This is a genomic window from Agrobacterium sp. 16-2014-1-2a, assembly GCF_053522705.1.
Genome location: NZ_JBNWBX010000001.1, coordinates 1,197,068 through 1,209,590, shown reverse-complemented (window position 1 = coordinate 1,209,590; position 12,523 = coordinate 1,197,068). Strand labels below are relative to the sequence as shown.

The window sequence follows — 12,523 nt, the reverse complement described above, 5'->3', positions numbered from 1 at the left end:
AATATGGCATATATTATTCGGTAAAATCGAATGAAAAAGCCATGACCTTCGAACAACTCCGCATTTTCATCGCCGTCGCCGAACGCGAGCACCTGACAAGGGCCGCGCAGGCAATCGGTTTGACCGCCTCGGCTGTCAGTTCCGCTATCAAGAACCTCGAGGCATTTTACAATGTCGAGCTGTTTCATCGCGTCGGCCGCAATATCGAATTGACCGAAAGCGGCCGGGTGTTTCTGGGTGAGGCCAGGGCGACGCTGGCGCGTGTGCGCAGCGCCGAACTGATTCTCTCCGAAATGGGCGGTCTGACGCGCGGCGAAATCACTGTCTGCGCCAGCCAGACCATTGCCAGCTACTGGCTGCCGCCGATCCTCATGCAATTCAAGAAGCTTTATCCGGGTGTTACGCTGAAACTCGATATCGGCAATACGAAAACGGTAACGCAGGCCGTGCTCGATGGGCTGGCTGAGGTCGGCTTCATCGAGGGCAAGATCGACGAGCCGGCGCTGATGGTGCAGCCCGTGGTATCCGACAAGCTTCTGGTCGTCACCGGCTCCGCCCACCCCTTCGCCGACGGCCGTTATCTCACCGCCCTCGATATTCTATACGGAACGTCCTGGGTGTTGCGCGAACAGGGTTCCGGCACCCGCTCCGCCTTCGAGGCGGCGGTGCGGCAGATGGGTGTCGACCCGGCAGATCTTTCCGTGATGCTGGAACTGCCCTCCAACGAGGCCGTGGTGATGGCGGCACGCTCCGGCGGCGCGGCGACAGCGGTTTCCGCTTCCGTCGCTTCCCTGTTCTTACGCCAGGGATTGTTGGTCCGCGCCGGCATCGATCTGCCCGCCCGCAATTTTGCTCTGTTGCGCCACAAGGAACGTCACACCAGCCGTGCCGCCATGGAACTGGAACGCCTCAGCCGTGCCGCCTCGGAGGACTACAAGGCCGGTCTTGCCGGTTTGTAGGTCGAAAGGCCGCGCGGCATTATCGGGATCGCGGTGAGCGGGCAGAGCCTATCACGTCAGCTCATGCGCAACGACGTGATGAACGATTCGATAGTCCCTGCTTTCCTCTCCCAACGGAACGAGTGGCCATTCCCATGCGGCGGCCGGCGCGGACAGATCAACGCCGTGCAGCAAGTCCTCGTGCTGGTGCAGGCTGCCGTCTTTGCCGATAACGTCAAAGGATGTGTCCGTTATCAGGCACACCTTGCAGGGAAGGGCGGCCAGCGCATCCAGATGCGTCTGCATGAGCCTCGGCAAAAGGTCATCAGGCGCGCCGGCAATCTTCTCCCGCTCCAGCCGATGCCGCGCGCCGGTGCCGATCTGTGACAGGAGGTTGGCCGAGACGACGAAATCCAGATAGGGCACCCGCCGCAGGAACTCGAGCGGTTCCGGTTCTTTACCTGCAACGATATCGTCAAAACCGGAAAGATCGCGGTTGACGATGCGCACATTCTTTTTGGAATTGAAGCGCAGTTTCGCCTGCACGCTGGCAAGATGCACCAGATCGACCAGAACCACGGTATCGAACATCGCCACCAGCGCATCGTATGGCACGTCGCGCAGCAGACCCGACCCGAGAACCACCGCCGTCCGTCTCTGTTTGAGTTTTCTCACCGATTGCAGCACAAATTGCTGGCTGTTGTTTTCATGCTCCGCCCATGCTGTTGCGCAGCGATTGGCGCGCGCCCATAGATTGACGGAATAGCGGATATGCGGCCGGAATGGTTTCGGCGTGGCCGCACGCGTGGCGGCATATTGCAGGGCTTCGAGGATCATTGATGCCTAACGGTAAATTTCGCGGCGATGGCCAATTTCCACCACCAGCACGACAAGCTTGTGGTCCTGTATATCGCAGATGATACGGTAATCGCCTACCCGGTAACGCCAGAAGCTGCCGAGTTCTGAGCCTTGCAGGGCGGCACCTGTCTGGCGGGGATTGTCGTCCTGGACGACCCGGTCCGCCAGAAAAGAAACGATGCGGTTCGCGTCCTGCTTTGCCAACTTTCCAAGCTGTTTGACGGCTCGGTGCTGAAATTCAATTTTCCAGGTCAAGATCGCGCATCACTTCTTCCAGATTATAGGTGCGCTCTTTATTGGCAATGCGCTGTCGCGTCGCCTCTTCGGCTAGATAGAGATCTTCCATATCCTCAATATGTTTCTCAATCGCCTCGCGGATATAGTAAGCGGACGTACGGCCCGTGCGCTCGGAAAGCGCTTTCAGCCGTTCATAGGTCTCGTCCGGCAGGCGGATGGCAGTCTGTTTGCTCATTGCTTGCGCCCTTTTCGACTAAAATGGGATACATGCATCCCATATAGCATTGTTTGCCCCGTGCGGCCAGTAGAACCAGAGGCTTTGCGGCTTGCCGCACCGGGCTTCATCATCTAATACACCGGCATAATTTCAGGAAAATATCGGATCGGCATCATGAGCGAAAAAGCAAAAAAGCCTCAGAAACTGAAAGCCCGCCTGCCGCGCGGCTTCGTGGACCGTTCTGCTGCCGATATCCATGCCACCAATGAAATGATCGACAAGATCCGCAAGGTCTACGAGCTTTACGGCTTCGATCCGGTGGAAACACCGCTGTTTGAATATACCGATGCGCTCGGCAAATTCCTGCCTGATAGCGACCGTCCGAACGAGGGCGTATTTTCGCTGCAGGATGACGACGACCAGTGGATGAGCCTGCGTTACGATCTCACTGCACCGCTTGCCCGCCATGTCGCGGAAAATTTCAACGAAATCCAGCTGCCCTACCGTACCTATCGCGCCGGTTATGTGTTTCGCAATGAAAAGCCCGGCCCCGGCCGCTTCCGCCAGTTCATGCAGTTCGATGCCGATACGGTCGGTGCTGCCGGTGTGCAGGCCGATGCCGAAATGTGCATGATGATGGCCGATACGCTGGAAGCGCTTGGTATTGCGCGCGGTGATTATGTCATCCGCGTCAACAACCGCAAGGTGCTGGACGGCGTCATGGAGGCCATCGGCCTTGGTGGCGAGGAAAATGCCGGTCGTCGCCTGAACGTGCTGCGCGCCATCGACAAGCTCGACAAGTTCGGCCCTGATGGCGTGAAGCTGCTGCTCGGTCCCGGCCGCAAGGATGAGTCCGGCGATTTCACCAAGGGTGCGGGTCTCGGCGAAGAGCAGATCGAAAAGGTTCTGTTTTTCGTCGGCATCAAGGATTATGCGGAAAGCGCCGATGATCTCGCACAACTGGTTGCGGGCACATCCAAAGGCGCGGAAGGCGTCGATGAACTGAACATCATCGGCTCTCTGGTTTCCGGTGCCGGTTACGATGCGACGCGTATCAAGATCGATCCCTCCGTCGTGCGCGGTCTCGAATATTACACCGGCCCTGTCTATGAGGCCGAACTGACCTTCGACGTCACCAACGAAAAGGGCGAAAAGGTCGTATTCGGCTCGGTCGGCGGTGGCGGCCGTTATGATGGTCTCGTCTCTCGCTTCATGGGTCAGCCGGTTCCGGCAACAGGCTTCTCCATCGGTGTTTCCCGTCTGATGACGGCCTTGAAGAACCTCGGCAAACTCGGTCAGGTCAAGCCGCTCGCCCCGGTTCTCATCACCGTCATGGATGGCGATGTGGACAGCATGGGCCGTTACCAGCGCTTCACGCAGGCGCTGCGTGCCGAGGGCATCCGCGCCGAAATGTACCAGGGCAACTGGAAGAAATTCGGCAATCAGCTGAAATATGCCGACCGTCTCGGCTCCCCCATCGCCATCATCCAGGGCGGTGACGAGCGCGCCGAAGGCGTCGTGCAGATCAAGGACCTGATCGAAGGCAAGCGCCTCTCCGGCGAGATCGAGGACAATGCCAGCTGGCGCGAAGCGCGGGTGGCACAGATCACCGCGCCAGAAGCCGAACTGGTGGCGAAGGTTCGCGAGATTCTGGAGCATCATGCAGAGGACGTTCGCCGCGCCGCTGAAGGGCGCTGAGGCGATGGCGATCCTCGCGCTCGATCACCTTCAACTGGCGATGCCCGTCGGCCGGGAAGACGAGGCGCGCGCCTTTTATGGCGACCTGCTCGGCTTTGCGGAGCAGGCAAAACCCGCCAATCTGGCGGCGCGGGGCGCATGTTGGTTCTCATCTGGACCGATAAAACTCCACCTCGGCGTCGATCAGGATTTCAGACCTGCCAGGAAAGCCCATCCTGCCTTTCTGGTAGACGATCTCAGTATCTTGCGAAAAACACTTGAAACTGCAGGCTACCATGTGGTTGAGGATGAGCCGCTCGAAGGATATCACCGGTTTTATGTCCTTGATCCCTTCGGAAACCGCATCGAAATGATGCAGCCGCTCGAACCGTGACGAAAAGTACCGTTCCATGCCCCTGATCGACATGCCGGAATTTTCCGGAGAGCTACTGGAAGAATTCGCCGCGCGCCGCACAAGTCGTGTGAACACGCCTGTGATCCAGCCTGCCGAACCGTTTCTGGATATGGCGGGCGAGGATTTGCGTCGGCGTATTTTCATGACGGAGAGCGAGACAGGCGAAAGCCTGTGCCTGCGCCCCGAATTCACTATTCCCGTCTGCCTGCGCCATATCGAGACAGCGACGGGTACGCCGAAGCGTTACTCCTATCTGGGTGAGGTCTTCCGCCAGCGCCGGGAGGGTGGGAACGAGTTTTATCAGGCCGGCATCGAGGATCTTGGCGATACCGATATCGCCGCCGCCGATGCCCGCGCCGTGATTGATGCAACCGCCATTCTGAAACGCCTTTTGCCTGGCCGTTCGCTCGCCGTCACGCTGGGCGACCAGCAGGTGTTCGAGGCGGTCGTTGCAGCGCTCGGCCTGCCGCTCGGTTGGCAGAAACGGCTGGTGCAGGCTTTCGGCGATATGGCGCAGCTCGACGCGCTGCTGGAAAGCCTCGTGCACCCCAAGCCCATGACCGGCCTTGACGCGCGGGTCGCTGGACTTCTGGCAACGGGCGAAGAGGCGGTGCTGGTCGATTATCTCGACACGGTAATGCAGGAAACCGGCTATTCCACCAATGCCAGCCGCTCGCCGCAGGAAATCGCTCGCCGTCTGCGGGAAAAGCTGGCGCTTGCCGCCACGCGTCTGCCGGATGAGAGTTTCGAACTGCTCAAGCAGTTTCTGGCCCTGCAGGCGCCCTTGCCGCAGGCCTCGCAAGTTCTGGCCGATTTCGCCGCGAAGGCGAAGCTGAAACTGGACGGTGCGCTTTCCGCTTTCGATAAGCGTGTCGCGGCCCTTGCGAATGCCGGGGTCGATCTCGAAACAGTCAGCTACGGCGCGGCCTTCGGCCGTCCGCTCGATTATTATACTGGCCTCGTTTTCGAGGTGATGGAAGAAGGTAGCGATAGCGTTTTGGCCGGTGGTGGCCGTTTTGACCGGCTGCTGACGCTGCTAGGCGCGCAGGAAAAAATACCGGCCGTGGGCTTTTCCCTCTGGCTGGATCGCATCGAAACGGTGCGCGGGAGCGATAAGCCATGATCACCATTGCCTTGCCCTCCAAGGGCCGGATGAAGGAAGACGCCTCCGCCGTTCTGGAACGCGCCGGGCTGAAGGTCGCAGCTGTCGGTAACGACCGGTCCTATCGCGGCCGCATCGTAGGGCGCGACGATATCGAGATTGCCTATCTCTCAGCCTCCGAGATCGCCCGCGAAATTGGTGCTGGCAGCGTGGATTTCGGCGTGACGGGTGAAGACCTGGTGCGAGAGGGGCTGACCAACGCCGATGCGCAGGTGGAATTCTGCGCCCGCCTCGGTTTCGGCCATGCCGATGTCGTTGTCGCCGTGCCGGAAATCTGGCTGGATGTGGACAGCATGGCCGATCTCGGCGATGTGGCCTCGGAATTCCGTGCCCGTCATGGTCGCCGTTTGGCAATCGCAACCAAATACTGGCGGCTGACGCAGCAGTTCTTTTCGCGCCAGCATGGCATTCAGCTTTACCGTATTGTCGAAAGCCTTGGCGCCACCGAAGGTGCGCCGGCGGCAGGGCAGGCGGATATCATCGTTGATATCACCTCCACCGGCTCGACGCTGAAAGCTAACCACCTGAAAATCCTCTCCGACGGCATCATCGTCCGCTCGGAAGCCTGTTTCGTGCGCGCCCGCAAGCCGGAGCACGAAGGTGATCCGGCGGTTCAGGAGATCGCGGCGCGAATAAAAGCGGCTGTCTGAAAGCACAAAAGAAAAAAGCCGCCGGATCGCTCCGGCGGCTTTTTTCTTGGTCAGCCTATGGGTTCAGGCGCGGGCGGCAACGAAGCCGCGCTTTGCGTCGACGGAGTAGGCGCCTGCACCGAAGGTTGCGAGCAGGATATAGGCGCCGGCAAGGGTGATGTTCTTCATCAGCATGATGCCGTTCAGCGTGTTGATCCAGCCGAGAGCAGGCTCAGGCCAGCCGGGAACGGCAACGGTGCCGCTGTGGAATACGAGGCCGGTGAACACGCAGAACGCTGCAAGCGCCCATGCGGCGATCTTCGTCTGGAAACCGGCGAGAATGGCAAGACCGGCAACGAGTTCGAACAGGCCGGCAAGATAGGCAAGCGCGGTTGCGGCAGGCATGCCGGCGCCCGAGATCATGCCGGCAGTGCCAGCCGGATCAGTGAGTTTGCCGAAGCCGGAATAGATGAAGATGAAGGAAAGCAGAATGCGGGCGATGAGAACGAGAGCGTTCTGGCTGCTGGACATGGAGTATCTCCGGTAAGTGATCGGCGTGTCGCCGGTTAAACTGCAAGGTGATGTCTGGAGATATCAATGACCGAAAACCATGCATCTATAAAGATGAACAATAGAAGACAAATTGTCTTCATTTTGTGAACGACCAATAATGTCGTCTAATAACATTGAGCGCGCATCCCCGTTTGAACGGGACCATTCGACTCGATCTATCTATTTGTTTTAAAAAATTTTCCTGACATAAAGCCGCTGCGCAGTTTCTACTGGAAACACGCTAGGCGGCGAAGCGCATATCCTCGAAACGCGGAAACAGGAAGAGCCCCGAAATGCGCCCTTGCTGGCCGATCTCGAAACCCGAGGATTCGCCCATGCAAATAAGCGGCTGCCGCATTGCCGGCAGGGTGAACAGGCCGGTGGAAAAGCAGAAGCGTGAGGGTGCGGCGGAAGCCTGTTCGAAAATTTCGAGCACGCGGTCGTGGTGACCCCGATCATAACACCGGATCAGGCTGAGCAGGCCGCACTCACCCTGCGGCAGCCCATGCATGAAAGATGCATGTTCGCCAAGCTTGATGACGCCGCTCGAAAGATCGCCGCTCCATTCCTCCGAAATAAAGAAATGCGACAGGGTCTGAGTATCCGGCATGGTTGTCGCGGCCGCAGGCAGAGCATCGTTGCGTCTTGATATTTCGAACAAATCGCGCCCCCGCATGAACATCGTACCAGCGCTGCAATCTCAAGCGTCGCTGCCAAGTTGATTTTTCATCGCCATCCGCATTCGAGCGTGCTTGCCAAGCATCGAACCCCTCCAATGCTTGCATCCCGCCGCGGCACCCTCACGGGCGCTGACTTATAGTTTATTTTCTTCTACCCACAACAACCTGTCAGAGAGAAAATCAAAAATAATATGTATTCCTTCATCGTAATCGCGAAATATATGAAAAAAAGACAACTAAATGTCGTGCTTATAAACTGGAGAGGGCGAAAATCCGCCCCATCGGCAATTGTGATTCGCCTCTATCGGCACCCGATTATTGCACGCGCTGCCAAAAACAAGCCGACTAAAGTTATCGCTGTTTCAAAAAGAGACAATATTTTTTAAGCCCGATCCCGGCAAGTGAAGATATCGCGCCAGCTGTCCCAAGGGGCATGGGCGGCAACGAAAAAAGGGTGATCCGAAGACCGCCCTTTCGTATTCAAATGGCAGGACTGATTGGAAGTCCATGCCGCCCGTCTGGCGCGCTTGCGACGCCAGATCACCAAAAGGCATGGGCGGCAGCGAAAAAAGGGCGATCCGAAGACCGCCTTTTCGTATTCAAATGGCAGGACTGATTGGAAGTCCATGCCGCCCGTCTGGCGCGCTTGCGACGCCAGATCACCAAAAGGCATGGGCGCCAACGAAAAAAGGGCGATCCGAAGACCGCCCTTTCGTATTCCAGTGACAGGACTGATTAGAAGTCCATGCCGCCCATGCCGCCGCCAGGCATCTGGGGCATTGCCGATTCCTTCTTAGGAAGTTCGGCGATCATGGCTTCGGTGGTGATCAGCAGCGAAGCAACCGAAGCTGCGTTCTGCAGGGCCGTGCGAACAACCTTGACCGGGTCGACGATGCCGAGCTGGATCAGGTCGCCATATTCGCCGGTCTGGGCGTTGTAGCCGTAGTTGTCTTCGTTCCGGTCGAGGATCTTGCCAACAACGATGGAAGCTTCGTCACCTGCGTTTTCTGCAATCTGGCGAACCAGAGACTGCAGAGCCTTGCGGACGATGTTGATGCCGGCTTCCTGGTCGTCGTTCTCACCCTTGACGGTGATCTTCGTGGAAGAACGCAGCAGGGCAACGCCGCCGCCCGGTACGATGCCTTCCTGAACAGCAGCGCGCGTCGCGTTGAGAGCGTCGTCGATGCGGTCCTTCTTTTCCTTCACTTCAACTTCCGTCGAACCGCCAACGCGGATCACGGCAACGCCGCCAGCGAGCTTGGCAAGACGTTCCTGCAGCTTTTCGCGGTCGTAGTCGGAAGTGGTTTCTTCGATCTGCGCCTTGATCTGGGCAACACGGCCTTCGATGTCGGACTTCTGGCCAGCACCGTCAACGATCGTGGTGTTTTCCTTGGAGATCGAAACCTTCTTCGACTTGCCGAGCATGTCGAGGGTAACGCTTTCGAGCTTGATGCCGAGATCTTCGGAAATGACGGTACCACCGGTCAGGATGGCGATGTCTTCCAGCATGGCCTTGCGGCGGTCGCCGAAGCCAGGAGCCTTGACGGCAGCGATCTTGAGGCCGCCACGCAGCTTGTTGACGACGAGCGTTGCAAGGGCTTCGCCTTCTACGTCTTCAGCGATGATGACGAGCGGCTTGCCGGTCTGAACGACAGCTTCGAGAACAGGCAGCATGGCCTGGAGGTTCGAGAGCTTCTTTTCGTGCAGAAGGATGTATGCGTCTTCGAGGTCCGCAACCATCTTTTCCGGGTTGGTCACGAAGTAAGGCGACAGGTAGCCGCGGTCGAACTGCATGCCTTCGACGACTTCGAGTTCGGTTTCAGCGGTCTTGGCTTCTTCAACGGTGATGACGCCTTCGTTGCCGACGCGCTGCATTGCTTCAGCAATGTCGAGACCGATCTGACGCTCGCCGTTTGCAGAGATCGTGCCGACCTGTGCAACTTCTTCCGAAGTGTTGATCTTCTTGGCCTTAGCCTGAAGGTCCTTGACGACTTCTGCAACGGCCAGATCGATACCGCGCTTGAGGTCCATCGGGTTCATGCCGGCAGCAACTGCCTTTGCACCTTCGCGAACGATGGCCTGGGCCAGAACCGTTGCGGTGGTGGTGCCGTCACCGGCGATGTCGTTGGTCTTGGAGGCAACTTCGCGAACGAGCTGTGCGCCCATGTTCTCGAACTTGTCTTCGAGTTCGATTTCCTTGGCGACAGAAACGCCGTCCTTGGTGATGCGCGGTGCGCCGAAGGACTTGTCGATAACGACGTTACGACCCTTCGGGCCGAGGGTGACCTTCACTGCATCAGCGAGAATGTCGACGCCCTTGAGCATCTTTTCGCGCGCTGTGCGGCCGAATTTGACTTCTTTGGCTGCCATTTTCAAAACTCCTGGTTTCGAATGGCCGGACGGGGTCCGGCTTGAAATTTAAGGAAACGATGGGTGCGGCGAAATCAGCCGATGATACCCATGATGTCGGCTTCCTTCATGATCAGAAGGTCTTCGCCGTCGAGCTTGACTTCGGTGCCCGACCACTTGCCGAACAGGACGCGATCGCCAACCTTGACGTCGAGAGCGACGACCTTGCCGGCCTCATCGCGAGCGCCGGAACCGACGGCGACGATTTCGCCTTCCTGCGGCTTTTCCTTGGCGGTATCGGGAATGATGATGCCGCCCTTGGTCTTTGCTTCGGACTCAACGCGACGAACGACGACGCGATCATGAAGCGGGCGGAAATTGGTGCTTGTCATTGCCTAATCCCTCGATCAAATGACTTCAGGAACCTTTTGAAGGTTCACGTGATGGGTGTTAGCACTCCTCTTGTTGGAGTGCCAGCAAAGCCGAGATAAGGAGGCGTCCCCCCGGAGTCAAGAACGCACTGCCGGAAAAATTTCACGGCCTATGGTTACCAGCGTTCCATGACAGAAAATTTCCACGCTATGACGGGCGAGGACAAATCGCTCTTTTTCAGGCAGCCTTCGTTTTCGGCGTAGAGGGGTTTTATGTTCGGATGGTGGCCGGTGGTCCGGAGGCAGGCCTGGCGCCGCTTTTTTCCTTGCCATCGGCGTCCTGCTTTGCCATGTGACGCACACCCTTTTTTCGCACCCGGAAAGCATATCATGGCCCATCGCATTCTCACCCTCGGCGAAATCACTGATGGGTTCGACGTTGTTCTTTCGGATGTCTGGGGCGTGCTGCATAATGGCGTTAGCGCTTTCCCGGATGCGGCGGTTGCGCTGCACGACGCGCGCAAGGCCGGCAAGACCGTGGTGCTCATCACCAATTCGCCGCGTCCGGCCCCCGGTGTCATCGCCCAGCTTCGCGTTCTCGGCGTGCCGGATGAGGCCTATGACCGCATCATCACATCGGGCGACGTAACCCGCGGCCTGATCGCGGAAGGCCCGAGAAAAGTCTTTCTGCTCGGCCCCGAGCGGGACATGCCGCTGCTGGAAGGTCTCGATGTCGAACGGGTCGGCGAGGCGGAAGCGGAATCCGTCGTCTGCACCGGTTTCTTCGATGACGAGACGGAAACGCCGGAAGATTATACCGAAATGCTGAAAGGCTTCATCGCCCGCAAGGCGCCGATGATCTGTGCCAACCCCGATCTGGTGGTAGAGCGCGGCGAGCGCATCATTCCCTGCGCCGGCGCCATGGCCGCATATTACGAACAGCTTGGCGGCGAAGTCCGTATTGCCGGCAAACCGCACGCGCCGATCTATGAAGCCTGCCTTGCGGCGGCGAAAGAAGTGCGCGGCGATTTCCCGAAGGATCGCGTGCTCGCCATCGGCGATGGCATGCCGACGGATGTGAAGGGCGCAATTGCGAGCGGCCTCAACCTTCTTTATATCAGCGGCGGCATTCACGCCGCCGAATATACGCTGAATGGCCAGACGGACGAGGCGCTTCTGAACGCCTATCTGAAGGGGCAGGGCGCGGCTCCCGGCTGGTGGATGCCCCGCCTTGCCTAGGAAACGTCTGGCGTAAGCCGGCGTAAACAATGGATCGACTGCAATGACCGTCTTTCATCGCAATGAAAAAAAGGAGCCGCTGCCTGAAGGCTTGCGCGGCGGCGTCATCGCGATCGGCAATTTCGATGGTGTGCATCGCGGCCACCGTGCCGTTCTGGACCGTGCGCTGGAACTGGCCGAGGCGCGTGGCGTACCGGCACTGGTGCTGACCTTCGAACCGCATCCCCGTTCCGTCTTCCGCCCCGAAACGCCGGTCTTCCGCCTGACGCCTGCGCCGTTGAAGGCACGTATTCTCGAGGCCATCGGTTTCCGCTCGGTCATCGAATACCCCTTCGACCGCGAGTTTTCGCAGCGCTCGGCGGAAGAGTTCGTCAATTCCATTCTGGTCGACTGGCTGGGCGCCAGCGCCGTCGTCACCGGCTTTGATTTCCATTTCGGCAAGGGCCGCGAAGGTGGCCCGGCATTTCTGATGGCGGCCGGCAAGCGCAACGGCTTCGACGTGACGCTCGTGGATGCCTTTCGCGACGAGGGCGCGGATGTCGTCTCCTCGAGCCGTATCCGCTCGCTTCTGTGCGAAGGAGATGTGGCAGGTGCCGCCGGACAACTCGGGTATCGTTTCACGGTGGAAAGTGAAGTCATCGGCGGCCAGAAGCTGGGGCGAACGCTGGGTTACCCAACGGCCAACATGGCGCTTTCACCCGAAACGGAGCTGAAAGCCGGCATCTATGCCGTGCGGTTCCGCCGCCCCGACGGGGCGATTTACGATGGCGTTGCAAGCTTCGGTTACCGCCCGACGGTCACCGATAACGGTGCGGCCCTTCTGGAAACCTACGTCTTCGATTTTTCCGGTGATCTCTATGGTGAGGTCTGTTCGGTATCCTTCTTCGGGCACCTGCGTGACGAGCTGAAATTTGACGGCTTGGACCCGCTGGTCGCGCAGATCAGGCGGGATGAGGAAGAGGCGCGGGCGATGCTGTCAGGCGTGCGGCCGCTCAGTGAATTGGATGCGAAGATAGCATTTTGAGCGGGCAGATAATCCTGTCCCGGATTGTCGTCGCTTTTCACTTCCTTTTTGCCGGAAAACCGCATAAACAACCGGCCATGTCCCAATACCGGTTGCTGTTTAAAGTTCAGATAGGCCGAATTATTGGCCCGGCCTTCCGCCCGCTCTGAAGAGCCGGAAGGTCCGGGATTTTGGC

At 58.7% G+C, this 12,523-nt stretch carries 14 protein-coding genes; 7 read left to right on the top strand and 7 right to left on the bottom strand.

Going from position 1 to position 12,523, the window contains the following annotated elements; all coding sequences use genetic code 11:
- The first annotated feature begins 41 nt into the window (after positions 1-41).
- Positions 42-959: a LysR substrate-binding domain-containing protein gene (locus tag ACQZ45_RS06115; RefSeq protein ID WP_004432220.1), complete on the top strand. Its 918-nt coding sequence runs from the start codon at positions 42-44 to the stop codon at positions 957-959.
- Positions 960-1,010: 51 nt separating this feature from the next.
- Here the strand turns inward: ACQZ45_RS06115 and ACQZ45_RS06110 are convergent, their stop codons facing one another.
- From ACQZ45_RS06110 to relB, 3 genes are read right to left on the bottom strand one after another with little or no spacing between them, the layout of a single operon-like run.
- A complete protein-coding gene (locus ACQZ45_RS06110; RefSeq protein ID WP_004432218.1) occupies positions 1,011-1,775 on the bottom strand; it encodes a hypothetical protein in 765 nt (254 codons plus the stop codon).
- Between the two features lie 6 nt (positions 1,776-1,781).
- On the bottom strand, positions 1,782-2,051 hold the full coding sequence (locus ACQZ45_RS06105) for a type II toxin-antitoxin system RelE family toxin (RefSeq protein ID WP_004432216.1): 270 nt from the start codon (positions 2,049-2,051) through the stop codon (positions 1,782-1,784).
- Entirely contained in the window at positions 2,035-2,268 is a 234-nt protein-coding gene (gene relB / locus ACQZ45_RS06100; RefSeq protein ID WP_004432214.1) for a type II toxin-antitoxin system RelB family antitoxin, read from the bottom strand. Before relB ends, ACQZ45_RS06105 begins: the two co-directional genes overlap by 17 nt.
- A 156-nt stretch (positions 2,269-2,424) precedes the next feature.
- Between relB and hisS the strand changes: the two genes are divergently transcribed.
- From hisS to hisG, 4 genes are read left to right on the top strand one after another with little or no spacing between them, the layout of a single operon-like run.
- Complete coding sequence (hisS, locus tag ACQZ45_RS06095; RefSeq protein WP_038489960.1) at positions 2,425-3,948, top strand: histidine--tRNA ligase; 1,524 nt, start codon at positions 2,425-2,427, stop codon at positions 3,946-3,948.
- Positions 3,949-3,952: 4 nt separating this feature from the next.
- Entirely contained in the window at positions 3,953-4,321 is a 369-nt protein-coding gene (locus ACQZ45_RS06090; RefSeq protein ID WP_113292026.1) for a VOC family protein, read from the top strand.
- A gap of 16 nt (positions 4,322-4,337) precedes the next feature.
- Positions 4,338-5,465 carry an ATP phosphoribosyltransferase regulatory subunit gene (locus ACQZ45_RS06085; protein WP_113291965.1) on the top strand — a complete coding sequence of 376 codons (1,128 nt, stop codon included), beginning with the start codon at positions 4,338-4,340 and terminating at the stop codon, positions 5,463-5,465.
- Positions 5,462-6,154, top strand: a complete 693-nt coding sequence (hisG, locus tag ACQZ45_RS06080; protein ID WP_113291964.1) for an ATP phosphoribosyltransferase — start codon at positions 5,462-5,464, stop codon at positions 6,152-6,154. The genes ACQZ45_RS06085 and hisG overlap by 4 nt, the downstream gene beginning before the upstream one ends.
- Positions 6,155-6,217: 63 nt before the next feature.
- On the opposite strand, the gene ACQZ45_RS06075 is transcribed toward hisG, so the two are convergent.
- The 4 genes from ACQZ45_RS06075 to groES all read right to left on the bottom strand — a co-directional run bounded on the left by ACQZ45_RS06075 (position 6,218) and on the right by groES (position 10,106).
- Positions 6,218-6,664 (bottom strand): DoxX family protein, encoded by a 447-nt coding sequence (locus tag ACQZ45_RS06075; protein WP_004432207.1) that lies wholly within the window; start codon positions 6,662-6,664, stop codon positions 6,218-6,220.
- A 262-nt stretch (positions 6,665-6,926) separates the two neighbouring features.
- On the bottom strand, positions 6,927-7,361 hold the full coding sequence (locus ACQZ45_RS06070; protein WP_025592588.1) for a hypothetical protein: 435 nt from the start codon (positions 7,359-7,361) through the stop codon (positions 6,927-6,929).
- Between the two features lie 739 nt (positions 7,362-8,100).
- A complete protein-coding gene (gene groL, locus ACQZ45_RS06065) occupies positions 8,101-9,735 on the bottom strand; it encodes a chaperonin GroEL (protein ID WP_004432205.1) in 1,635 nt (544 codons plus the stop codon).
- A 74-nt stretch (positions 9,736-9,809) separates the two neighbouring features.
- The gene (gene groES, locus ACQZ45_RS06060) at positions 9,810-10,106 is read right to left on the bottom strand and encodes a co-chaperone GroES (RefSeq protein WP_003494080.1); all 297 of its coding nucleotides are present in this window, start codon (positions 10,104-10,106) and stop codon (positions 9,810-9,812) included.
- 369 nt (positions 10,107-10,475) lie between these two features.
- Between groES and ACQZ45_RS06055 the strand changes: the two genes are divergently transcribed.
- Positions 10,476-11,324, top strand: a complete 849-nt coding sequence (locus ACQZ45_RS06055; protein WP_004432196.1) for a TIGR01459 family HAD-type hydrolase — start codon at positions 10,476-10,478, stop codon at positions 11,322-11,324.
- Positions 11,325-11,367: 43 nt separating this feature from the next.
- Positions 11,368-12,348, top strand: a complete 981-nt coding sequence (locus ACQZ45_RS06050) for a bifunctional riboflavin kinase/FAD synthetase (protein ID WP_004432194.1) — start codon at positions 11,368-11,370, stop codon at positions 12,346-12,348.
- The last annotated feature ends 175 nt before the right edge of the window (positions 12,349-12,523 follow it).

Bases quoted from the DNA above. Each gene is read 5' to 3' on its own strand.
- ACQZ45_RS06110 (WP_004432218.1), bottom strand. From the start codon at position 1,775: ATGATCCTCGAAGCCCTGCAATATGCCGCCACGCGTGCGGCCACGCCG.
- ACQZ45_RS06070 (WP_025592588.1), bottom strand. From the start codon at position 7,361: ATGCGGGGGCGCGATTTGTTCGAAATATCAAGACGCAACGATGCTCTG.
- groES (WP_003494080.1), bottom strand. From the start codon at position 10,106: ATGACAAGCACCAATTTCCGCCCGCTTCATGATCGCGTCGTCGTTCGT.
- ACQZ45_RS06085 (WP_113291965.1), top strand. From the start codon at position 4,338: ATGCCCCTGATCGACATGCCGGAATTTTCCGGAGAGCTACTGGAAGAA.
- groL (WP_004432205.1), bottom strand. From the start codon at position 9,735: ATGGCAGCCAAAGAAGTCAAATTCGGCCGCACAGCGCGCGAAAAGATG.
- ACQZ45_RS06075 (WP_004432207.1), bottom strand. From the start codon at position 6,664: ATGTCCAGCAGCCAGAACGCTCTCGTTCTCATCGCCCGCATTCTGCTT.
- hisS (WP_038489960.1), top strand. From the start codon at position 2,425: ATGAGCGAAAAAGCAAAAAAGCCTCAGAAACTGAAAGCCCGCCTGCCG.
- ACQZ45_RS06090 (WP_113292026.1), top strand. From the start codon at position 3,953: ATGGCGATCCTCGCGCTCGATCACCTTCAACTGGCGATGCCCGTCGGC.
- relB (WP_004432214.1), bottom strand. From the start codon at position 2,268: ATGAGCAAACAGACTGCCATCCGCCTGCCGGACGAGACCTATGAACGG.
- ACQZ45_RS06050 (WP_004432194.1), top strand. From the start codon at position 11,368: ATGACCGTCTTTCATCGCAATGAAAAAAAGGAGCCGCTGCCTGAAGGC.
- hisG (WP_113291964.1), top strand. From the start codon at position 5,462: ATGATCACCATTGCCTTGCCCTCCAAGGGCCGGATGAAGGAAGACGCC.
- ACQZ45_RS06055 (WP_004432196.1), top strand. From the start codon at position 10,476: ATGGCCCATCGCATTCTCACCCTCGGCGAAATCACTGATGGGTTCGAC.
- ACQZ45_RS06115 (WP_004432220.1), top strand. From the start codon at position 42: ATGACCTTCGAACAACTCCGCATTTTCATCGCCGTCGCCGAACGCGAG.